The sequence below is a fragment of the Alteromonas ponticola genome, assembly GCF_012911815.1.
Taxonomy (GTDB): Bacteria; Pseudomonadota; Gammaproteobacteria; order Enterobacterales; family Alteromonadaceae; genus Alteromonas; species Alteromonas ponticola.
The window spans coordinates 416,397-436,887 of record NZ_JAATNW010000004.1 but is presented as its reverse complement, the minus strand read 5'-3'; the positions used below and the strand labels follow the sequence as shown (position 1 = coordinate 436,887).

At 42.2% G+C, this 20,491-nt stretch carries 23 protein-coding genes; all 23 read right to left on the bottom strand.

What is annotated here, in order from left to right; genetic code table 11:
• The 23 genes from HCJ96_RS09145 to HCJ96_RS09035 all read right to left on the bottom strand — a co-directional run bounded on the left by HCJ96_RS09145 (nt 1) and on the right by HCJ96_RS09035 (nt 20,429).
• A complete protein-coding gene (locus HCJ96_RS09145) occupies nt 1-1,068 on the bottom strand; it encodes a hypothetical protein (protein WP_169210729.1) in 1,068 nt (355 codons plus the stop codon).
• A 13-nt stretch (nt 1,069-1,081) separates the two neighbouring features.
• Nucleotides 1,082-1,966 (bottom strand): GT-D fold domain-containing protein, encoded by an 885-nt coding sequence (locus HCJ96_RS09140; protein ID WP_169210728.1) that lies wholly within the window; start codon nt 1,964-1,966, stop codon nt 1,082-1,084.
• Nucleotides 1,963-6,807, bottom strand: a complete 4,845-nt coding sequence (locus HCJ96_RS09135; RefSeq protein ID WP_169210727.1) for a glycosyltransferase — start codon at nt 6,805-6,807, stop codon at nt 1,963-1,965. The genes HCJ96_RS09140 and HCJ96_RS09135 overlap by 4 nt, the downstream gene beginning before the upstream one ends.
• Before the next feature lie 27 nt (nt 6,808-6,834).
• Nucleotides 6,835-7,440, bottom strand: coding sequence for a hypothetical protein (locus HCJ96_RS09130; RefSeq protein WP_169210726.1), 606 nt, complete (start codon nt 7,438-7,440; stop codon nt 6,835-6,837).
• A 433-nt stretch (nt 7,441-7,873) separates the two neighbouring features.
• Complete coding sequence (gene rplQ, locus HCJ96_RS09125; protein WP_169210725.1) at nt 7,874-8,272, bottom strand: 50S ribosomal protein L17; 399 nt, start codon at nt 8,270-8,272, stop codon at nt 7,874-7,876.
• A 42-nt stretch (nt 8,273-8,314) separates the two neighbouring features.
• The gene (locus tag HCJ96_RS09120) at nt 8,315-9,304 is read right to left on the bottom strand and encodes a DNA-directed RNA polymerase subunit alpha (protein ID WP_169210780.1); all 990 of its coding nucleotides are present in this window, start codon (nt 9,302-9,304) and stop codon (nt 8,315-8,317) included.
• A gap of 19 nt (nt 9,305-9,323) precedes the next feature.
• On the bottom strand, nt 9,324-9,944 hold the full coding sequence (rpsD, locus tag HCJ96_RS09115) for a 30S ribosomal protein S4 (RefSeq protein ID WP_169210724.1): 621 nt from the start codon (nt 9,942-9,944) through the stop codon (nt 9,324-9,326).
• Between the two features lie 24 nt (nt 9,945-9,968).
• Nucleotides 9,969-10,361: a 30S ribosomal protein S11 gene (gene rpsK, locus HCJ96_RS09110; protein ID WP_169210723.1), complete on the bottom strand. Its 393-nt coding sequence runs from the start codon at nt 10,359-10,361 to the stop codon at nt 9,969-9,971.
• A gap of 15 nt (nt 10,362-10,376) precedes the next feature.
• Nucleotides 10,377-10,733 (bottom strand): 30S ribosomal protein S13, encoded by a 357-nt coding sequence (gene rpsM, locus HCJ96_RS09105; RefSeq protein WP_169210722.1) that lies wholly within the window; start codon nt 10,731-10,733, stop codon nt 10,377-10,379.
• A 160-nt stretch (nt 10,734-10,893) separates the two neighbouring features.
• Complete coding sequence (gene rpmJ / locus HCJ96_RS09100; RefSeq protein WP_005417265.1) at nt 10,894-11,007, bottom strand: 50S ribosomal protein L36; 114 nt, start codon at nt 11,005-11,007, stop codon at nt 10,894-10,896.
• Nucleotides 11,008-11,032: 25 nt separating this feature from the next.
• Nucleotides 11,033-12,352, bottom strand: coding sequence for a preprotein translocase subunit SecY (gene secY / locus HCJ96_RS09095; protein ID WP_169210721.1), 1,320 nt, complete (start codon nt 12,350-12,352; stop codon nt 11,033-11,035).
• Between the two features lie 5 nt (nt 12,353-12,357).
• Nucleotides 12,358-12,792, bottom strand: coding sequence for a 50S ribosomal protein L15 (gene rplO, locus HCJ96_RS09090; protein WP_169210720.1), 435 nt, complete (start codon nt 12,790-12,792; stop codon nt 12,358-12,360).
• Nucleotides 12,793-12,795: 3 nt separating this feature from the next.
• The gene (rpmD, locus tag HCJ96_RS09085; RefSeq protein WP_130638232.1) at nt 12,796-12,975 is read right to left on the bottom strand and encodes a 50S ribosomal protein L30; all 180 of its coding nucleotides are present in this window, start codon (nt 12,973-12,975) and stop codon (nt 12,796-12,798) included.
• Between the two features lie 6 nt (nt 12,976-12,981).
• Nucleotides 12,982-13,482: a 30S ribosomal protein S5 gene (rpsE, locus tag HCJ96_RS09080; RefSeq protein WP_169210719.1), complete on the bottom strand. Its 501-nt coding sequence runs from the start codon at nt 13,480-13,482 to the stop codon at nt 12,982-12,984.
• Between the two features lie 9 nt (nt 13,483-13,491).
• Complete coding sequence (gene rplR / locus HCJ96_RS09075; RefSeq protein WP_169210718.1) at nt 13,492-13,845, bottom strand: 50S ribosomal protein L18; 354 nt, start codon at nt 13,843-13,845, stop codon at nt 13,492-13,494.
• A gap of 12 nt (nt 13,846-13,857) precedes the next feature.
• Nucleotides 13,858-14,391: a 50S ribosomal protein L6 gene (gene rplF / locus HCJ96_RS09070; RefSeq protein WP_169210717.1), complete on the bottom strand. Its 534-nt coding sequence runs from the start codon at nt 14,389-14,391 to the stop codon at nt 13,858-13,860.
• Nucleotides 14,392-14,405: 14 nt separating this feature from the next.
• Nucleotides 14,406-14,798, bottom strand: coding sequence for a 30S ribosomal protein S8 (gene rpsH, locus HCJ96_RS09065; RefSeq protein ID WP_169210716.1), 393 nt, complete (start codon nt 14,796-14,798; stop codon nt 14,406-14,408).
• 12 nt (nt 14,799-14,810) lie between these two features.
• Nucleotides 14,811-15,116, bottom strand: coding sequence for a 30S ribosomal protein S14 (rpsN, locus tag HCJ96_RS09060; protein ID WP_169210715.1), 306 nt, complete (start codon nt 15,114-15,116; stop codon nt 14,811-14,813).
• 11 nt (nt 15,117-15,127) lie between these two features.
• Entirely contained in the window at nt 15,128-15,667 is a 540-nt protein-coding gene (rplE, locus tag HCJ96_RS09055; RefSeq protein WP_169210714.1) for a 50S ribosomal protein L5, read from the bottom strand.
• Nucleotides 15,668-15,683: 16 nt separating this feature from the next.
• Complete coding sequence (gene rplX / locus HCJ96_RS09050) at nt 15,684-15,998, bottom strand: 50S ribosomal protein L24 (RefSeq protein WP_169210713.1); 315 nt, start codon at nt 15,996-15,998, stop codon at nt 15,684-15,686.
• Nucleotides 15,999-16,010: 12 nt separating this feature from the next.
• Nucleotides 16,011-16,379, bottom strand: a complete 369-nt coding sequence (gene rplN, locus HCJ96_RS09045) for a 50S ribosomal protein L14 (RefSeq protein WP_169210712.1) — start codon at nt 16,377-16,379, stop codon at nt 16,011-16,013.
• Between the two features lie 191 nt (nt 16,380-16,570).
• Entirely contained in the window at nt 16,571-18,649 is a 2,079-nt protein-coding gene (locus tag HCJ96_RS09040; protein WP_169210711.1) for a GAF domain-containing hybrid sensor histidine kinase/response regulator, read from the bottom strand.
• 142 nt (nt 18,650-18,791) lie between these two features.
• Nucleotides 18,792-20,429, bottom strand: coding sequence for a S8 family serine peptidase (locus HCJ96_RS09035; protein ID WP_169210710.1), 1,638 nt, complete (start codon nt 20,427-20,429; stop codon nt 18,792-18,794).
• Between the last annotated feature and the right edge of the window lie 62 nt (nt 20,430-20,491).

Genomic DNA, 20,491 nt, shown 5'->3' with positions numbered 1-20,491 from the left:
TTAGGCCTTCACTATTGATTTATAATAATATTCAAAAAAGGTTTCCTGATTAAACGGAACTATTTTTTGTTCTGGAAAACACTCTAGACCTTCAAAGTTAAAGTCTTGTGCATTCAGATTATATTGCTCAAACAGTAATTTGTTACTGGATTCAAACATTACCCTGATATTCCTTACTTCTTCCTGAGTAATTAATTTTACAGAACCTCTTTGCGATTTATCCTCGTCTAATTCAACAAGATGCTCAGCAAGCTTTCTTCCCGCCAAATTCTGCTTCTTCAAGTAGTCACTTTTCTGAGAAACCTGATTAAAGTAAACTATCGACTTGCATATATTTTCATTGTAATTCGACTCATTTACATTATTTGAAAGTAAGATTTTATAATCACTTAACAAATGGATTAGATCGGGTTTTCCCGTCGCATGTAAAAAATCAAAAATTAAGTCTGATTTAAAAAAAAGGTTTTTATCAAAAACTCTCAAGTCAATTTCAGCTTCAGTAAAAACTGACTGCCACATTGACGATGTGTGCAAATAATTAAGCCTATCGAATAAAAAATTAAAGCTAAATGGGAGCTCAAAATTTTTGAGACTACCTTCCTTAATTTTTTGATGTAAGTAGCTATTTACCCAAGCAGATTGCTCTCTAACGTAAAAGACAATCTTTTCAACACTAAACCCTATTTTCTCTAGTAAGCCTTTAAGATTGCTAATTTCGTTAACGTTTACTAACTCTGACCAAAGTTGCTCAGCAGATAAAATAGCGTAACTTCCTTGTTTACATGCTTTAAGTTGTTTTTGATAAGCGCAAACAACATCCTTTTTAAATTGAGCAAATTGATTCGGGTTGCTTACTTTATAGCGGCTCATATAGCCTCTGCTTAATGCGTTATTTTTCGCAGCAAATGCTAGTGTCTTCTGGTTGTCACCACCTAGATTCTTGTTTGGTAGTAAGTCCAAAGGATAAAGGCAACCTGAACTTATTAGCTTTTCACGATTTCTTAATAAAACATTTTGAATCGTAGAGCTTCCAGCTTTTCCCATTCCTATATGCAAAATAGTCTTCATTGTTGCGCTTCCTTCACCAGTAGCACCCACCCTCTATTTTACCGGCATTCTCATGTTTTTCGCTCTCTAAAGGTCTATTCCACCCCTCTTTCATCACGTCTTTCATATGGGGTCTAGATTCCCAGCGCTTACCTATTATTCCAAACATTAATTGCGTTACACCACCAAGATGGAGAGCTTTTCCTCCGAGTGATTTTATAAAAGAGGCGATTGGAGCACCATAAGCCCCAGCTCCGATTATGGCTACATCAAAGTCATACTGCAAAATTTCGAGCTTTAACTTTTTCAGTTCCTCATACCACGATCTGGCTACCTCATCAGTTCTTTGGGTCGTCTGCGGAGGAACATGTGTGATAAGCTCAAAGGTTGGTAAAATATCTCTTATTAAATTAATTTTATCTTTGTTCTGAACTTGGTTGCGTATTGATTCTGCAAATGGATGTATTACTAATACTTTGCTCCCACGCAGTGCTTGCGTCCAGCTCATGCCATGCTTAGAGCCTAAAAACACTGGATCAAGATGATTTAAATGACAGAAAAATGAGTTTTGCGTGAATTGCGCTAACTTTATTTGATCTGGAAAATTCCATATACCTAAAAGGTCAGCGTTGCAAATGCTAGCCATATACTCGACAGAAAATTTATTTAGTGTTGCATTATCAGGTTTTGCAATTCCGGCATTATTTCTCGCTTTCGCTCTTAATTCTTGCCCTACTTCACTTCTGTTTCGCAATAAGACACTGTTGATTACCTCACCTTCAATACTTCCAAAACGAGAAAACATAAAGGGGGCTGATGATTTCAATGAGTCAGAAATTAACTCTACCACTTTATTTGGACTTAACATTTTTCTCTGTATATTTGGCGGGATAACAAACTCTGGTTTCTTATTCATCATTTGATTACGCTCATATTCTTTATTAAAGCTTGGCTTTCAGTTGTGATGCAGAAAAGTCTGCCTTTTGGTCTAATCTGGTGTCCATGAGTATTAAATTTCGCTTGCTGTTTTTGGTCTTCTGTGTAACCCGTTAATCTCATGTTGATGCTTTCTATATGCACTTTTACTATTTTTGTATTTGGTGGGACTGTTACCCAACTGGATAGTGGTTTGATACATTGACGTTCACGCCACGACCAGCTGTCGGCAAGTTCTAGAACTTCTTCAGTGCAATAATTGTCGAATGTAATTCTCACTCGGCATTTTCTGCTCCAAGGACCCACTCTCTGCTCTAATAAAAGTAAAAATTTTTGTTCACTGTCACGTGCCTCAACTAGCAAATCAAAACTAAGTTCTTTCACCCTGTTTTTTGCTTCTTTCCAGGGAAATTCAAAGTTGCAATAACTTTTATCTTCAGCAAGAGTAGAAACCCGTAGACTTGGCTTGCTACTAAATCCTTTAATGAAATTAAGCAATTCATAAGCATAAACCTTTGCACCAAACGGAGTCGTATGAACAACATCTCTGAGAATTTCGTCAAGTAAATTTTTACTAAATTTGCTGCTTAGATCGATAAAAGGGAAACCATATTCTTCGCATAACTTTAAACTTTCTTGAAAAACTGTGGTATCCGCTTGCAGTCTATCCTTGCGGGGCAATATTAATGCTACTGGAAGAATTTTGTTTTTAACTAACTTATCGAATATAGCGCGACAATCAGCTCCCCTACAATCACCACTTATTGGAGTACACCATTCAAGAAAACAAACATCGGGTTTAAGCTTAAGCACATCATCTATCAACGCCAGACCAGCGTCACCTAGAGTACATGAACCTGCAGTAACACGCTCGATCTCACATTTAAGATTTTCTGTTCGAACCACTTCCTCTAATATGTTAATAAACCCAGTAATTTCTTTAGTGTCGTGCTTTTCAGTTTGCTCACATACTGACGCACCAAAAAAAACATATTTCAACCCCTTACTTTCATGACGCTTCTTTTTTTGAATATATTCATTTATAGGACCATAGGGGTATTTTGAATAAACGGGTGGACTAGTAGGCAAATTGCTTTTGGCTTTGTGAATGAGCTGATGAAATAATTCCTGATAGGCGAACGCTTGTTTCTCCATGGTGAGGCGTTGTAGAGCAAATTCCCTTATCGTATCCTGAGAAGCTTTTTCAGTAATGAGAGATTGCCTTAATTTAAGGAATAATTCGTTGGTGTCACCAACAGGAACTGAATAGCCACTAACACCATCTATAGCTAACTCAGGTATTGCGCCTGTCGAGAACCCTACTACCGGGATGCCACAGCTTATGGCTTCCGCTGTGGTATTTGAAAATGTTTCTTCCAATGATGGAAGAAGCAGTACGTCCATCGCCCCATAAAATTCGGCCAATTGGCTATTATCAGAGACATACCCACCTTGGATGCAATCAAATTTTATCAAATCAGTCGCAGTTTCTGAATTTCCTAATAGCAAAACTTTAGTTTCATAATTATAACTAGTATCCTCATATAGACGATTTAAAACCTCAACTGCTTCTTTGAATCCTTTAACATCGCTTCGAAAGGATGGGACATAGCCAATTACCTTTATTTTTTTGTCAATATTATAGGTATTACGTACCGAGTTTGTATTATCAATAGAGAAAATGTCGGTTTCAATTGAATTGGGAATTTTAACGACATTACAATCTTTAAAAATGGATTGTTTGATGATTTCTCTAGTATGGTCACTCAATACAACAATAGTTATATTAGAAAAATTGTAGTTCTCTTTTTTGTAACTTAAGGTTGAAGCTGATAAATCGCCGATATCATCTATTAATTGAGGACAATTCGAGCAATTTGATTGCCACTTTTCGCATCCGTGAAAAAAGTGACACCCCCCACTCAAGTGATACATGTCTCGAATAGTGATTACAAGAGGTTTATCCAACCATGAAAGAAATGCGATATTTTCAACACTTAGAAAACGCGCGGTCCAGTGAAGATTAATCACGTCGGATGAAGCAACCATACTATATAGAGTATGATTATCTAATTGTTGCTCATTGTATGTAAAAATTGTCATACCAGGTAGGCTGTTATCTGGCTGTTGGAAAAAGCGCCAATCACCACGCTTATTTTTGGGATGTTTTATCCAGCGAACACCGATTGCCCCGGCATGTGTCTTTTCTGGTGTTAACAACGTCGAGTTAATCAAGCTATGTTTCCTTAAGCTTTTATGCACTCTATAAGCTGCATAACCCGCTCCCTGAGTAGTATTGGAAGTCAGCAAGGCTACGCGTAAGTTTTTAGCTAGAACTTTACTCACCGTGTTGTCAAATAAAGCTCTTTGCTTTTCAGATGAGTATTTATCAAATAGGAATTGAGCCAATCGCGAATTGTCACAACTTCCTGACATGTTTTCTATAAGTTTGAGAAGCTTGGCCGCCAGGTCAGAAGGATTGTTTGGCTCCGCGAACTGTAACAATGGATGGAAGATTTGGTCAAATTCAGCGAGACCTCCTACTTTAGTGAGGACCGTTGGCAATCCGGAATAAATAGCTTCCAGCGCAGCCACCCCAAACGTTTCAGTTCTAGGCTCACGATCGTTACTTTCTTTACTAGCTTGCACGTAAATATCGAATTTATGGTGAAATTCTGGCTGTTGAGCGAAATCGACGAATTCAATAAAATTAAAATTTTTCGTTACATCCAACTTCTCTCTTAAATCATTTAAATCGTTAAGGTTTTTTGTCTGGCCACCATAGACAATAGTAATTGAAAAATTGTAATCAGTGGTTTTCTTAAGCTTAGAAACAGCCTTTATTAAGTCATCGTGGCCTTTCCAATCAATACAGCGACCTATTGATAGGATCCTAACAGTTTTATTAGTGAATGCGTCAACTTTGATTTTTCTATTTTCGTAAAAATTAGGATTCGGACAATTATGGATTAAGTCGACCTTATTTAACGGAATTCCATGCCAAAGTAACTTTTGTCTTAGGAATTTAGAAACTGTTGTCAGTCTATGTTTGGTCTTCTCCGAAAATTTTTCGAGAAGATAAGATTTATATTCGGGTTTCTCAGATAACGTAAAAACATCTATACCATGTGTCATCGCAATCGTTGGAAATTTTAAGTTAAGGTTCGTGAGCCTTTGGGATAGTTTCCAATCATTAAGAGCGAAATGCGACACAATCAAATCTGGATTTAATAATTTAAAAAAATACACATAAAGTTCATTTCTAATATTATCATTCAGTACACCCCAATCTATTTGAACAAGGTTTTCGAAAGGTCGTTCATCGACTAACACTCGTTTATCGCATAAAAATACCGACTTATATTTATTGCCATCGTTAAATCGATTAATAAAGTCATATATGAACGTTTCTGAAGGTGTAGAAAACTGAAATGCATAATGAAGAATAACCTTTGCGTCAGCATCATTCTTTGTTTCCAACAGTAGATGACAAACCTTTTTAATTTGTTTAAGTATTTCAGAAAAACATCCGATAGCGGTATCAATGCGAATAAGGCTTACATCCAAGTCTAATGTTTTCGTTAGTTTTACTAATGATACGAAATCGGAAGAGGAGGCTGCTGATGCAAGTTTGAAATTATCTCGATAAGTTAGACAATCACTTACATATGAAGCTAAACAGTTTATAAAACTCTGATTCTCACCATGCTTCTGAATTAACGTAAGTAGGGTCTCTGCATTTTTTGGAGCGAATCTAAATGTATAGATTGAAATACACTCTTTAGGTGAAAGAAATCTGAATGTTGATTGATAAAGCCTTGCTATTTCGCTAAATATTCTTTCTTTCCGGTGGGAATCGTTACCACTAGATGCTCCTCCAGTATAAAAATTAAAACCTTCACAATTCGCTTTCTTAAATTTTATGCCTAGCTCCAGTGCGTCTTTTATCCAAACAATGTCTGAGATAATATTGTAAGATGTTTTATATAGCCCTACTTTATTGTAAACCTCTTTTTTAACCAAAAAGGTAGCGTGATTTGCGTTAAGATTTCCGAAATAAATTCCAGCACCAAACTCTTCAACTGATCGTGTTAGTTTCCCATCAATTTTAAAGTCGCTATATATTACGTCTGCATCACAAGACTTACTTGTCTGAACTAAATTACTTATAAAGTCATGTTCGTACGTATCATCTGAGTTCAGTAAACAAACAAACGAACCTTTAGCGACCGAGATACCTTTGTTCATGGCATCATATATCCCTGCGTCAGGTTCAGACACAACATATTCAAGATAATCTTTATTTTTTAAGAGGATGTCAGTCGTCTTATCATTGCTTCCGCCATCAATAACTATATGTTCAATATTGGGATAGGATTGCAAACTGATAGATTGTATACAACGTTCTAGCGTTTTATCATTATTAAAGACAGCTGTGACAACGGTAACTAGCGGCGTGTCTTGACAGGTACACTCAGTTTCACTCCGGTAATTTGAAATTCTATTTCCAAGTTCTAATGTTCTAGGTAACTTAGTTATTGGTAATCGTTCTACCTGACCACATACATTTAGGTTTTTAGAACTATATTTTGCTGAGGCTGTCTTTAGTGCTTTTAATGTCGAATTACTGGAATCAATTAATAATCCGCGAGATATACAATCAAGAGCGTCTTCAAATCTATTCAGTTTGATTAGCGCGGTCGATAAAAATTCATAATATAGTATGAATCCTGGATGTTTATTGATTGCTTCTTGAGAGAGAAGAACTGTTTCCTCATGTCGGTTTGCCTCATGGCTTTTTCTAATACTTTTTAAATATGTCATACAAAACCAATAATATAGTTTAATTACCTAGACCGAAAATCTTCTTCTACCTTCTTCTCTTCCATAATTAATATAATGAACTAAAGGATTTAAGTTTGATTCTTTAACATCTGGATATTTCTCTAGGTATTTGTGTGTGCAAAATTTTTTACTTGGATTCCGCAGTTCTTTGAAACCAAAATTTAAGAAGTGAGAAGCTGGCTCGACCTTTTGCTCGGCTAAATCCGGATACTCTTTTAAATACCAATGTGAATTGAAAAGATCTGAATTTAGAAGTGCTAAAAGGTCTTCATCAGGCGATTGACAAGTTTCATCTTTTTTAAGAAGATATTTAATCCTATGATAGATAAGCTTAGTTAAGCTTTTTTTAGTGTTATTAAAATACACGGCTTTCCAGTATTGAGTCCAGTTAAAGTCAATAACTAATTCTGAATAACGTGCTTCCAATCCCTTATTTTTCTTTCTAAATGCTGTAATTGTGTCAGAAGCTAGTTCGTAAGATTTAGTAACCTCGTTACACTTGATAAAATAATATTCAAGTTGATCCTGGGTTTGCTCTAACTGATGCACTAACAAATCACGATTATTAATGTTTAATTCATTTTTAGCACTGCCCATAAAACGTCTCGACATAGCCCTTACCTGTAAACTTTTTAAAAAATAAATATTTGTTCAAATCAAATACAGTTAACTTGTGATGTAGTGCTTACATACTGATGTTCAGATAAAATAATCATTATTCAGCTTTCTACACTAAGAAATTCAAAAATGGGAATATTTTATTTTAGCAATTTTATTAAGCATTGGGTAACATTTACTGGGCTAAACACGCTGTAATTTATAGAGAGGAACAAGTTTTATATTGAGTCTTTGCCCCCCAGCATTATCAAAGTTTGGAGATTTTCTTAAGTAAGAGCGCATAAATGACTGTTAGTTAATTTAAAAATTTTAAGTTTTAGCTAGCAGAATATTTTATATTAAATTAATTCCCTCACATGAAAAAACCCAGCTTAAGCTGGGTTTTTTTATTTTAAATTCGGTGTAAACCGAATCAATGAAGCTAAAATTACTCTTCAGTCTCTGCAACTTCTTCAGCAGCTTCAACTTCAGGGCGGTCTACTAGTTCAACGAATGCCATTGGGGCATTGTCGCCTGCACGGAAACCGCATTTAAGAATGCGAGTGTAACCGCCTGGGCGGGCCTCGTAGCGAGGACCTAAGTCGTTAAACAGTTTACCTACAACCTCTTTATCACCAGTGCGAGCCATAACCAGACGGCGGTTTGCAACGCTGTCTTGTTTAGCCAATGTGATTAGAGGCTCAATTACGCGACGTAATTCTTTTGCTTTGGGTAACGTCGTTTTGATCACTTCGTGCTTGACCAAAGAGCCGGCCATGTTTTTGAACATAGCTTGACGATGGCTGCTGTTGCGATTCAACTGACGACCACTCTTACGATGGCGCATAGTTTTATCCTTCTTTACAAATCAGTTTTGTGAAAAACCTGATTAATCTTTCTCAGCGATGCTTTCAGGTGGCCAGTTTTCCAGGCGCATGCCTAGAGACAGTCCACGTGAAGCTAACACGTCTTTGATTTCAGTTAGCGATTTCTTACCAAGGTTAGGCGTTTTAAGTAACTCAACCTCAGTGCGCTGTACCAGGTCACCAATGTACTGGATAGCTTCAGCTTTCAGACAGTTAGCAGAACGTACAGTCAGCTCTAAATCATCAACCGGACGCAGAAGAATCGGATCGAATTCCGGCTTCTCTTCCTTCTGAACAGGTTCAGAAACGTCACGTAAATCAACAAAGGCATCAAGCTGTTCAGCAAGAATTGTTGCTGAACGGCGGATCGCTTCTTCAGGATCCAAGGTACCGTTTGTTTCCATATCGATGATTAACTTGTCTAAGTCCGTGCGTTGTTCAACACGCGCAGACTCAACAGTGTATGCAATACGTTCTACTGGGCTGTAAGATGCGTCAACTAATAAACGACCAATTGGACGATCATCTTCTTCAGAGGAACGGCGCGTAGACGCAGGCACATAGCCGCGACCCATCTCAATTTTAATACGCATGCTGATTTCAGTGTCACCAGTAAGCGTACAAATTAGATGATCAGGGTTTACAATTTCTACATCACCGTCGTGCTGAATATCACCAGCAACAACAGGGCCAGCGCCAGACTTCACTAGTGTCAGGGTTGCCTCATTTTTACCTTCAAGGCGAACCGCTAAACCTTTCAGATTAAGCAGAATTTCAATTACATCTTCCTGCACACCTTCTTTGGTGCTGTACTCGTGTAATACGCCGTCAATTTCAACTTCTGTCACCGCGCAACCAGGCATGGATGACAATAAAATACGACGAAGTGCGTTACCTAGAGTATGGCCGAAACCGCGCTCTAGTGGTTCCAAAGTTACTTTGGCACGAGTAGGAGAAACGTTTTCGATCTCAACTAATCTCGGTTTTAGGAATTCAGTCACAGAACCCACAATGCTTCCTCTTTAGTTAGCTTTACTTAGAGTAAAGTTCGACGATCAACTGTTCGTTAATATCCGCAGACAAGTCTTCTCTTTCAGGAACACGTTTGAACGTGCCTTCAAGTTTGCTGCTGTCTACTTCAATCCAGGTTGGCTTCTCACGTTGGTCAGCCAATTCTAAAGCCGCGTTGATACGCGATTGCTTTTTAGCTTTCTCACGAACAGAAACCACGTCTTCGGCAGAAACGTTAAACGATGGAATGTTCACAACGCGACCATTTACCATGATTGCTTTGTGGCTTACCAACTGACGTGCTTCAGCACGTGTGCTGGCGAATCCCATACGATAAACTACGTTATCAAGACGCTGTTCAAGAAGTTGCAACAGGTTTTCACCCGTGTTGCCCTTCAAACGAGCAGCTTCTTTATAGTAGTTACGGAATTGCTTTTCTAATACGCCATACATACGACGTACTTTTTGCTTTTCACGCAACTGTACACCGTAGTCAGACAAACGGCCACGACGGGCACCGTGCTGACCAGGCGCTGTATCGATCTTACACTTAGAATCGATTGCGCGAACGCCGCTCTTAAGGAACAGGTCTGTCCCTTCGCGACGGCTTAGTTTGAGTTTTGGACCCAAATATCTTGCCATGATCTTTCTCCAACTGTCCGTCGATTAAACGCGACGTTTTTTCGGTGGACGACAACCGTTGTGAGGGATAGGCGTCACATCGGTAATGTTTGTGATCTTATACCCAGTGGCGTTAAGCGCACGGATCGCAGACTCACGGCCTGGACCTGGACCTTTAACGAACACTTCTAGGTTCTTCAGACCGTAATCTTGTGCAGCAACACCTGCACGCTCAGCAGCAACCTGTGCAGCAAAAGGGGTAGATTTACGTGAACCACGGAAACCTGAACCACCTGATGTCGCCCATGCTAATGCATTGCCTTGACGATCTGTGATAGTCACAATTGTGTTATTGAAAGACGCATGGATATGAGCCATACCGTCTGCAACCTGACGTTTAGCGCGCTTACGCGTTGTACGAGCTGGTGCTTTTGCCATAACTAAATCCCCCGCTTACTTCTTGATTGGCTTACGAGGACCTTTACGGGTACGCGCATTAGTTTTAGTACGCTGACCACGTAGAGGCAAGCTACGACGGTGGCGAATACCACGGAAGCAACCCAGGTCCATCAAACGTTTGATGCTCATCGATACTTCACGGCGAAGATCACCTTCGACCATGAATTTTGCTACTTCTTCACGAAGCTTCTCTACAGTTGCTTCGTCAAGCTCTTTGATTTTTGTAGATTCTGCAACACCAGCGCCTGCACATATGCTTTTCGCACGTGTAGGACCGATACCGTAGATCGCTTGAATAGCGATAACGGCATGCTTGTGCTCAGGAATGTTAATGCCAGCGATACGGGCCATTAACAGCACTCCTCTAATTTAATTGTCGACGACCTAAAAAGCCCGATAGGATACTTACCCGTCGAACAAAATGCAAATTTAGGTTCGTAATACTGGAACAGGCAAAGCAGAACCTTGTCAGGTTCTGCTTACACTATTCAGTGATTACTCACCGCGTAAATTAGCCTTGCCTTTGCTTATGCTTAGGCTCAACGCAAATCACTCGCACAACACCGTTGCGCTTAATGACTTTACAGTTACGGCAAATTTTCTTAACTGATGCACGAACTTTCATTACATCACTCCGTAGTGAACCAATCTTAGCGGCCGTAGCCTTTAAGATTAGCTTTCTTCAGAACAGACTCATATTGAGTAGACATCAAATGTGTCTGCACCTGTGCCATAAAGTCCATGATGACTACCACAATGATTAGAAGCGACGTTCCACCGAAGTAAAACGGTACATTCCAGGCAATCAACATAAATTCAGGCACTAAACAAATAAAGGTTATGTACAGTGCGCCAGCCAGAGTCAGACGAGTCATTACTTTATCAATATAACGCGATGTTTGTTCTCCAGGGCGGATGCCCGGAATAAACGCACCGGATTTTTTCAGGTTATCTGCTGTTTCACGCGGGTTGAATACCAACGCCGTGTAGAAGAAGCAGAAGAAAATAATCGCAGCTGCATACAACATCACATATAACGGCTGACCAGGCGAAAGCATTAATGCTACATCCTGCAACCATGCTGTAGATTCATTCGTTCCAAACCAGCCCGCAATCGTGCCAGGGAATAGAATGATACTTGATGCAAAGATTGGTGGTATCACACCCGCCATGTTCACCTTCAATGGTAAATGCGTGCTTTGCGCGGCAAACACCTTACGGCCTTGCTGACGCTTTGCATAATTTACCACGATACGACGTTGTGCTCGTTCTACAAACACAACCAGGTAAGTCAGGCCAAGTACAATTGCTCCAATTAACAATAGGAACAACATGTTGATATCACCTTGCCTTGCTTGCTCCGCAGTCTGACCTATCGCTGTTGGCAGACCGGCAACAATACCAGCAAATATTAATATCGAGATACCGTTTCCAATACCTCTTTCGGTAATTTGCTCACCTAACCACATAAGGAACATAGTTCCTGTGACTAAGCTCACTACCGCTGTAAAGTAGAATCCGAAGCCCGGACTTATCACCAATCCATTAATCAGGTTGGGCAGACCGGTCGCAATACCAATTGACTGGAACGTCGCTAGCACTAACGTTAAATAACGCGTGTACTGATTGATTTTACGGCGACCTGCTTCGCCTTCTTTTTTAAGCTCCATCATCGGCGGGTGAACCACCGAGAGCAACTGCATAATAATGGATGCAGTAATGTATGGCATAATGCCCAAAGCCAGAACGGATGCACGCTCAAGGGCGCCACCGGAGAACATGTTGAACATCTCTACGATGGTGCCTTTTTGCTGTTCGAACAAGTCAGCTAAAACCGCAGGGTCAATACCAGGAATAGGTACATAAGAACCTAACCGGAATACTACGATTGCGCCAAAGACGAACAACAATCTTGCCTTAAGCTCACTTAAGCCGCTTTTCGCGCCTGAATCCAATCCTGGTTTAGCCATCTAGCTTATTCCTCTACTTTACCGCCGGCAGCTTCAATCGCTTCACGCGCGCCTTTAGTAACCTTCAACCCGTTAACCGTTACCTTGCGTGACAATTCGCCACTCTTAACAACTTTAACGAACTGCATTTCTTTCTTTACAAGACCAGCAGCTTTTAAAGTTTCCAGAGAAACTACATCGCCTTCAACTTGCGCAATTTCAGTCAAAGTAACTTGGTCAGTTACTCTGCTTACGCGCGAAGTGAAACCAAACTTAGGTAGACGGCGTTGAATTGGCATTTGACCGCCTTCAAAGCCTGGCTTAACCGTTCCACCAGAACGACTTTTTTGACCTTTGTGACCACGGCCACCAGTCTTGCCAAGCCCTGAACCGATACCACGGCCAACACGCTTACCAGATTGTTTTGCTCCTGGTGCAGGAGAAATCGTATTTAAACGCATGTCTTACTCCTCCACAATTTCAACCATGTAATTTACACGGTTGATCATGCCACGGACACTTGGAGTATCTTCCAGTTCACGGACATGGTTGATTTTACGCAGGCCTAAGCCCTTCAGCGTCGCTTTGTGCTTTGGCAAGCGGCCAATTGCACTTTTCGTTTGCTTTACTTTAATCGTTGCCATGTCTGCTTACCCCAAAATTTCTTCTACAGACAACCCACGCTTAGCCGCAACACCGGCTGGAGAGTTCATCTCTGTCAGCGCGTTGATTGTTGCACGTACAACGTTGATTGGGTTAGTAGAACCGTAACATTTTGAAAGTACGTTCTGCACACCAGCTACTTCGAGTACCGCACGCATTGCACCACCGGCGATAATACCAGTACCTTCTGATGCAGGCTGCATGTAAACTTTAGAGCCAGAGTGACGACCTTTGATTGGGTGCTGTAATGTATGACCGTTTAAATCAACGTTCACCATGTTACGGCGCGCCTTTTCCATTGCTTTTTGGATTGCAGCAGGCACTTCACGTGCTTTACCGTAACCAAAACCAACGCGGCCACTGCCGTCACCCACTACTGTCAATGCGGTAAAACTGAAGATTCGACCACCTTTAACCACTTTAGATACGCGGTTAACAGCAATCAATTTCTCTAACAGTTCACCTGTTTGAACTTCTTGTTTAGCCATTTTAAACTCCTAGAACTGAAGACCAGCTTCGCGAGCTGCATCAGCCAATGCTTTCACACGACCGTGGTATTTAAAACCACTGCGATCAAAAGCGACGTCTTTCACGCCTTTTTCGATTGCACGTTCTGCGATTGCCTTACCGACTGCCGCCGCTGCTTCAGCGTTACCAGTTGATTTAAGATCTTTCTTAAGATCGGCTTCAACGGTAGAAGCTGCCGCCAACACCTCAGAACCGTTTGGTGCGATTAACTGAGCATAGATGTGGCGAGGTGTGCGGTTCACTACCAGGCGATGCGCGGCCAGTTCACGTATTTTTGCTCGTGCGCGAGTCGCGCGACGAATGCGAGCTGTTTTCTTATCCATCGTATCACCCACCTACTTTTTCTTAGCTTCTTTACGACGTACTTGTTCATCAGCGTAACGAACACCTTTACCTTTGTAAGGCTCTGGTGGACGATATGCGCGAATGTTCGCCGCAACCTGTCCTACCACCTGCTTATCGGCGCCTTTAACGACGATTTCAGTTTGGCTAGGAGTTTCAACTGTAATGCCTTCAGGCATTTCGTATACAACAGGATGAGAGAAACCAAGCGTCAGGTTAAGTTTGGCACCCTGTGCTTGCGCACGGTAACCAACACCATTTAACTGCAGCTTTTTCTCAAAACCTTCTGTCGTACCCTGAACCATAGAATTCAGAAGCGCACGTGCAGTACCTGCCTGTGCCCAAGCGTCAGCATAACCTTCGCGAGGTAGTGCTTTAAGCTGGTTTTCTTCCTGAACTACTTCTACTGCGTCGTTAAATACGCGGCTCAGTGTACCTTTCGAACCTTTAACAGTGACTTGTTGACCAGAGATGGTTACATCTACACCTGATTTCAAGTCGACCGGGGCTTTTGCTACTCGTGACATTTCAACTCCTCCGATTACGCTACATAACCGATGATCTCACCACCCATACCCGCTTTACGCGCGGCACGGTCAGTCATCACACCTTTAGAAGTCGACACGATAGCCACACCTAAACCACCTAGTACTTTTGGAAGCTCATCTTTTTTCTTATAGATGCGCAGACCAGGACGGCTTACACGTTCGATTGTGTCAATTACTTGCTTGCCTTCGAAGTACTTTAACGTTACTTCAAGTGCAGGCTTAACGTCACCAGACACGGCGTAATCTGTAATGTAACCTTCAGCTTTTAGCACTTCGCAAATTGCGCTGCGAAGTTTAGAAGAAGGCATAATAACAGACACTTTCTGTGCCATTTGGCCGTTACGTATGCGGGTAAACATATCCGCGATAGGATCTTGCATGCTCATATCAGCTACTCCTTACCAGCTGGCTTTTTTAAGGCCAGGGACTTCACCGCGCATTGCCGCTTCGCGCAGCTTAATACGGCTTAGACCAAATTTGCGTAGGTAACCATGTGGACGACCAGTAATACGGCAGCGGTTTTGCTGACGTGACTTAGCTGAATCACGTGGTAGTTGTTGTAGCTTAAGCACAGCATCCCAACGCTCTTCTTCAGAGGCGTTAACATCGCTGATAATCGCTTTGAGTTCGGCGCGCTTTTCAGCGTACTTAGCAACTAGCTTTGCACGCTTAGCTTCACGAGCCTTCATTGATTCTTTTGCCATAACCCTACACCTTATTTTTTGAATGGGAAGTTGAACGCAGTCAACAGAGCACGTGCTTCTTCATTCGAGTTCGCGCTGGTAGTGATAGTAATATCCATACCACGAACTTTATCCACTTTATCGAAATCGATTTCAGGGAAAATGATTTGCTCACGCACGCCCATGCTGTAGTTACCACGACCGTCAAACGACTTCGGGTTTAAACCGCGGAAGTCACGGATACGTGGAATAGCGATTGAAATCAAACGCTCAAGGAATTCCCACATACGCTCACCGCGTAGGGTTACTTTACAGCCAATCGGATAACCTTCACGGATTTTAAAACCCGCTACAGATTTTCTTGCAACTGTGACAATTGGCTTTTGACCAGCGATAGCCGCCATGTCAGCTTGAGCATTCTCAAGCACCTTCTTATCAGCAACTGCTTCACCTAAACCCATGTTTAGAGTGATTTTTTCAATCCGAGGGACTTGCATGACGCTTTGGTACCCGAACTGCTTAGCAAGTTCAGCTACTACTGTTTCTTTATAGAAATCATGCAGTTTCGCCATCGTACTCTCCAATTAATTAAACAAGTTCACCGTTGGACTTGAAGAAACGAACTTTCTTCTCGTCTTCCATACGGAAACCAACGCGATCCGCTTTGCCCGTTGCCGGGTTAACAATCGCTACATTAGAAACGTGAATAGAAGCTTCCTTTTCAATAATACCGCCCGCTTCACCCGCGTGAGGGTTAGGCTTCTGGTGTTTCTTGACGAGGTTTACGCCTTCTACAACTACGCGGTTGTCAGCTACCAGCACTTTCAGGACTTTGCCTTGTTTGCCTTTATCTTTACCCGCTAATACGACTACTTCATCATCACGACGAATTTTTCTAGCCATTATCGTGACTCCTTATAGTACCTCTGGGGCCAGTGAGATAATCTTCATGAAGTTATCACTTCGAAGCTCACGTGTAACCGGGCCAAAGATACGCGTACCAATTGGTTGCTTGTTGCTATTCAACAAAACAGCCGCGTTATTATCGAAACGGATGGTTGAACCATCTGCACGACGAACGCCTTTTCTAGTACGCACCACCACTGCGTTCAGTACGTCACCTTTTTTAACTTTACCGCGAGGAATTGCTTCCTTAACAGTAACTTTGATGATGTCACCGATACCTGCATAACGGCGATGCGAGCCACCAAGAACCTTAATACACTGAACCCTGCGAGCGCCGCTGTTATCGGCTACATCCAGGTTAGTTTGCATTTGGATCATGTTAGTGCTCCGCTATTAAATTAAGACTCTCCCGAGTCGTTCATGCTGCTAAAAACGGCCAGATTAGCCATTTTTTAACCATACCCCCATAAAAAGGGCGCGAAATGATAACAGAAAAGATAGGTGAGTGATAGGTCAAATTTGAATTAATTTTAGGCGATATTAAAGCGCCGGCGATTGCGCCGAAAACGTCATTTTTCGCTTATTTCGTCAGCGTTTTTGCGTCGCAGGAATCGGTGTAAGCAAGCCGTGAGACGCGCACTGTTAATGGGTTTGGTCAGGTAATCATTCATACCTGCTTCAGCACATTTCTCTCGTTCACCCACCAGCACATTAGCCGTTAATGCAATGATAGGAACATACGCCGCATGCCCACCCAATGCTCTGATTTGGGTTGCTGCGGTGTAACCATCCATAACGGGCATCTGGCAGTCCATGATTATTAGATCATACGGTTTTTCATTATTTAGCGCATCAGCGATTTTATTAACGGCAATTTCGCCATTATCAGCAATATCGATATTAACCTGTAGATCTTTTAACTGTTCTGAAATAACAATCTGATTAATTGCGTTGTCTTCCACTACTAATATATGCGCTCCCGCAATAGAACCGTGCTGCTCGGCTTCTTCGTGGGATGAAGCGCTAACACTTTCGCTTGATTTGGCAAGCTGCAGCGTAACGGTGAAGGTTGAGCCCACGTCAGGCTGGCTGGCAACATGAATTCCTCCCCCCATCATTTCGGCAATTTGAGAAACAATCGAGAGCCCTAACCCGGTTCCGCCAAACTCTCTGGTGGTGGCACTGTCCCCCTGATGAAATGGCGAGAAAATTCGGTTTAAGCGATCGTTTGCAATACCCACACCGGTATCTTCAATAACCAACCGTATCAAGTAAGTATCATCAGCCTTTTCCAGCGCCCGGGTTTTTACTGTAACGGTGCCATGATGAGTAAATTTGATTGCATTGCTGATGAGGTTGGTCAAAATTTGCTGGATACGCACAGGATCACCTTGTAGCTTAAGGTCTTTTACAGCATCCACATCCGTGATCAGGCTCACGTCCTTTTTCTTTGCGGCATATTCAAAGATTTTAACCTGTCTTTCAACCAAGCTACCTAAGTTTAGCGGCACGTTCTCCAGTGTCATCTCACCCGAGTCAATTTTAGAAAAATCTAAAATATCGTTAATAAGCCCTAGTAGTGATTCCGCACTTTGGTTAGCAATAGAACAAAATTCCTGTTGCTTTTCAGTTAGCGAAGTCTTGGCAAGGGACTCGAGCATACCCAGCACCCCATTAATTGGTGTACGAATTTCATGGCTCATGTTGGCCAAGAACTGACTTCTTGCCTGCAGGGCCTGTTCGGCAATCTGGCGTTTATGTTCTAAGTCTCTGCTGGTAAGAATTTGTCGAGTGATATCCTGTGTCGCTCCCAGTACGCGAGTACAAATGCCTTCCTCGACCTCGGCTTGGGCCCTGATAGCAACCCATAAAGTCCTGCCGGTAAACGTCAGCACCTCCAGTTCTGTGGAGATCGGATTACTATTTTCAATGCAGTCATAAATAAGCTTTTCTAATCGGACTCTATCTTTTTGATGCTTTACAACCTGAAGACCTGCTTCGAGCGACACATCAAAGTCGGGCGGAAATTCATACAATTTCTTTAGGACTTTTGACCAGCGGACGATCTTTCGTCGTACGTCAATTTCCCAGGTACCTACCCCGGCAAGCTCACTGACCTGATTAAGCATTTTATTCTGGCGTAACAACGCTTCGTTCTTATGGTTGACACTTTTAAACGCCAGCTTGCGACTTAATTCCGTAGCGATCCATTCAGACAACAAAATGACGTAATCAAGCTCTACTTCTTTGAAAGGCTTTTTCTTAGGATTAGGAGATGAAAAGTTTACCGTTCCGAATAGTTTGCCATTGACCATCAGCGGAATGCCGATGTAGCAATACAATTGAAAACAGTCTGCTGCCGGGTGCTTACCACACACCGAGCCTACGTCATAGTAACTGACCAACGCATTTTCACTTAAGGTGTCTGCACAGAAAGTATCACCCAGGTTAAATGTGGTACCTGGCTCCAGTGCATCATCTGGTGAGTTGGCGGCAATCACCGTGTATGTCTGTTTTTCTATTTTACTGACAATGCCCACTTCCATTTCCAGCACACTGCAGCCCACATTTAGCAGGCGCTTCAGCTTGTCGTCAAATGAAAGGTTTGGATCGGCTGATATGGTATGTAGCGTACGCAGTATTTTCATGCAGCGAAAAACAATAACCTTATGAGTGTCAGTTAGCTAAGGGTAGCTTAAATGAAACTGTTAACACAAATTACTTTTTCACATTGACCTCTGACAAAAAAAGCCCGGCGAACCGGGCTTTGCAAATAGATTAGCATTCTATTTATTGGTAAGAGTAATCCATGGTTACGCCACTATAGGTAGAGTAAGCACGGATACCTATATGCCATGTACCAGATGAAGGATTATTGAAGGTACAGGTTTCATTGTTACCATTTAAGTAAGGACGACAATCCCAGCTAGAGGTAGTTGGCTGTGCACCCAGGCGCATATATAAATCGGCATCACCAGACCCACCTGAGATGGTTACGGTCATTGAACTTACACCTGACGGAATATCCCAAGTATACCGATCCCATGCTCCACGCGAGCCCGACAGGTTGGTCAGCTGGCCAGACACGGGGTCCACACCACCGCCGCCACCACCGCCGCCGCCGCTTCCGCTACAGCCATTCGTGTTCAGGTAGTCATACGCATCGGCGACCTGAACAATACCGTGGCCATAGAAGTTATCGCGACCCGCACTGCCTTTATCTTTAGCAGTTGCATTGATTGCAGCGCGAATCTGCGTATTAGTACACTGTGGGAAGAAGCTCCATACCAATGCTGAAGCGCCGGCTACATGAGGTGTCGCCATCGATGTACCGTTAAGCGTGGCATAGGTATTAGTGGGATAGGTGGAATAAACAGAACTACCCGGTGCGGCAATTTCTACCTGCGAGTTGTACTGTGAGTAACTCGCGCGGCTCTCGTTAGAACCTACTGCCGCTACTGACACTACCGCATCGTACGATGCTGGATATGACATCGAGCTGTTACCGTCGTTACCTGCAGCAGCAACCAGTAAGATACCGTCTGACTCAAACCCGTTCATTGCATTACGTTCGGCGGTAGACGATGAACCACCGCCTAAGCTCATATTAACCACATTCGCGCCAGCGCTCTTACACTGGTTAATCGCAGCAATTAAATCAGATGAGAACGTCCAGTTACCATTATCGTCAAAAATTTTAACAATATGCAGATCTACACCCGGGTAAACACCAATCACGCCCTGAGTATTATCGTATGCAGCGATAGTTCCAGCAACGTGGGTACCGTGACCATGCCCATCATTATACCAGTTGCCCACGGCGCTGCTATTTGCATCGCCAGTTACGCCGTTATTTTGATCTGGCAAGTCGGGATGGCCCAGGTTGTAACCTGTGTCAATCACACACACTTTACGTGCACTGGTATTGCTTTGCGATAGTTGATTTGCCTGCACCATGTTGTAGCCATAAGGTACGGTCTGAGCTAATGGCTTTCTTTTCGCATCCAGTGAAATTGAAGCAACATTGGGGTTGTTACGAAGCTTGTTTAATACGCTTCTATTCATGGTTGCTGCAACCATACGTTGTTCGTTCAGCACTTTTTTGGTTTTTGCACCCATGCTGTCAACAAATGATTTGGCGGCGTTGGCATTGAAAACTCCTTTTCCTTTGCCTTTACCGTTGCTTTGAATCGAACCTGCTTCCATTATCGATACAGCTGCGGCATCTTTTTTAAACTCGATGATGTAACGCTCTTCTGCCATTGCCTGGCGAGACATTTCGAAACGATCTTTAAGTAGAGTACGCATATCCTGCGGTTGATTTTCAACCTGCACCGGTGCATTGACGGCTGCGCCGACTGACACACTTAACAGGGTAAGAGTTGCAGCTAACGCTGCTTTTTTAGATAAAAGGTTTATTTCCTTCATTGATGTTCCTAACTTGTTACTTGTTGTAATTTGCCCGCACTCTAGAAATGGTGCTTATGCTG

Excerpts from the sequence above, each read along its gene's own strand:
- HCJ96_RS09145 (WP_169210729.1), bottom strand. The coding sequence starts at position 1,068 with ATGAAGACTATTTTGCATATAGGAATGGGAAAAGCTGGAAGCTCTACG.
- HCJ96_RS09140 (WP_169210728.1), bottom strand. The coding sequence starts at position 1,966 with ATGATGAATAAGAAACCAGAGTTTGTTATCCCGCCAAATATACAGAGA.
- HCJ96_RS09135 (WP_169210727.1), bottom strand. The coding sequence starts at position 6,807 with ATGACATATTTAAAAAGTATTAGAAAAAGCCATGAGGCAAACCGACAT.
- HCJ96_RS09130 (WP_169210726.1), bottom strand. The coding sequence starts at position 7,440 with ATGTCGAGACGTTTTATGGGCAGTGCTAAAAATGAATTAAACATTAAT.
- rplQ (WP_169210725.1), bottom strand. The coding sequence starts at position 8,272 with ATGCGCCATCGTAAGAGTGGTCGTCAGTTGAATCGCAACAGCAGCCAT.
- rpsD (WP_169210724.1), bottom strand. The coding sequence starts at position 9,944 with ATGGCAAGATATTTGGGTCCAAAACTCAAACTAAGCCGTCGCGAAGGG.
- rpsK (WP_169210723.1), bottom strand. The coding sequence starts at position 10,361 with ATGGCAAAAGCACCAGCTCGTACAACGCGTAAGCGCGCTAAACGTCAG.
- rpsM (WP_169210722.1), bottom strand. The coding sequence starts at position 10,733 with ATGGCCCGTATCGCTGGCATTAACATTCCTGAGCACAAGCATGCCGTT.
- rpmJ (WP_005417265.1), bottom strand. The coding sequence starts at position 11,007 with ATGAAAGTTCGTGCATCAGTTAAGAAAATTTGCCGTAACTGTAAAGTC.
- secY (WP_169210721.1), bottom strand. The coding sequence starts at position 12,352 with ATGGCTAAACCAGGATTGGATTCAGGCGCGAAAAGCGGCTTAAGTGAG.
- rplO (WP_169210720.1), bottom strand. The coding sequence starts at position 12,792 with ATGCGTTTAAATACGATTTCTCCTGCACCAGGAGCAAAACAATCTGGT.
- rpmD (WP_130638232.1), bottom strand. The coding sequence starts at position 12,975 with ATGGCAACGATTAAAGTAAAGCAAACGAAAAGTGCAATTGGCCGCTTG.
- rpsE (WP_169210719.1), bottom strand. The coding sequence starts at position 13,482 with ATGGCTAAACAAGAAGTTCAAACAGGTGAACTGTTAGAGAAATTGATT.
- rplR (WP_169210718.1), bottom strand. The coding sequence starts at position 13,845 with ATGGATAAGAAAACAGCTCGCATTCGTCGCGCGACTCGCGCACGAGCA.
- rplF (WP_169210717.1), bottom strand. The coding sequence starts at position 14,391 with ATGTCACGAGTAGCAAAAGCCCCGGTCGACTTGAAATCAGGTGTAGAT.
- rpsH (WP_169210716.1), bottom strand. The coding sequence starts at position 14,798 with ATGAGCATGCAAGATCCTATCGCGGATATGTTTACCCGCATACGTAAC.
- rpsN (WP_169210715.1), bottom strand. The coding sequence starts at position 15,116 with ATGGCAAAAGAATCAATGAAGGCTCGTGAAGCTAAGCGTGCAAAGCTA.
- rplE (WP_169210714.1), bottom strand. The coding sequence starts at position 15,667 with ATGGCGAAACTGCATGATTTCTATAAAGAAACAGTAGTAGCTGAACTT.
- rplX (WP_169210713.1), bottom strand. The coding sequence starts at position 15,998 with ATGGCTAGAAAAATTCGTCGTGATGATGAAGTAGTCGTATTAGCGGGT.
- rplN (WP_169210712.1), bottom strand. The coding sequence starts at position 16,379 with ATGATCCAAATGCAAACTAACCTGGATGTAGCCGATAACAGCGGCGCT.
- HCJ96_RS09040 (WP_169210711.1), bottom strand. The coding sequence starts at position 18,649 with ATGAAAATACTGCGTACGCTACATACCATATCAGCCGATCCAAACCTT.
- HCJ96_RS09035 (WP_169210710.1), bottom strand. The coding sequence starts at position 20,429 with ATGAAGGAAATAAACCTTTTATCTAAAAAAGCAGCGTTAGCTGCAACT.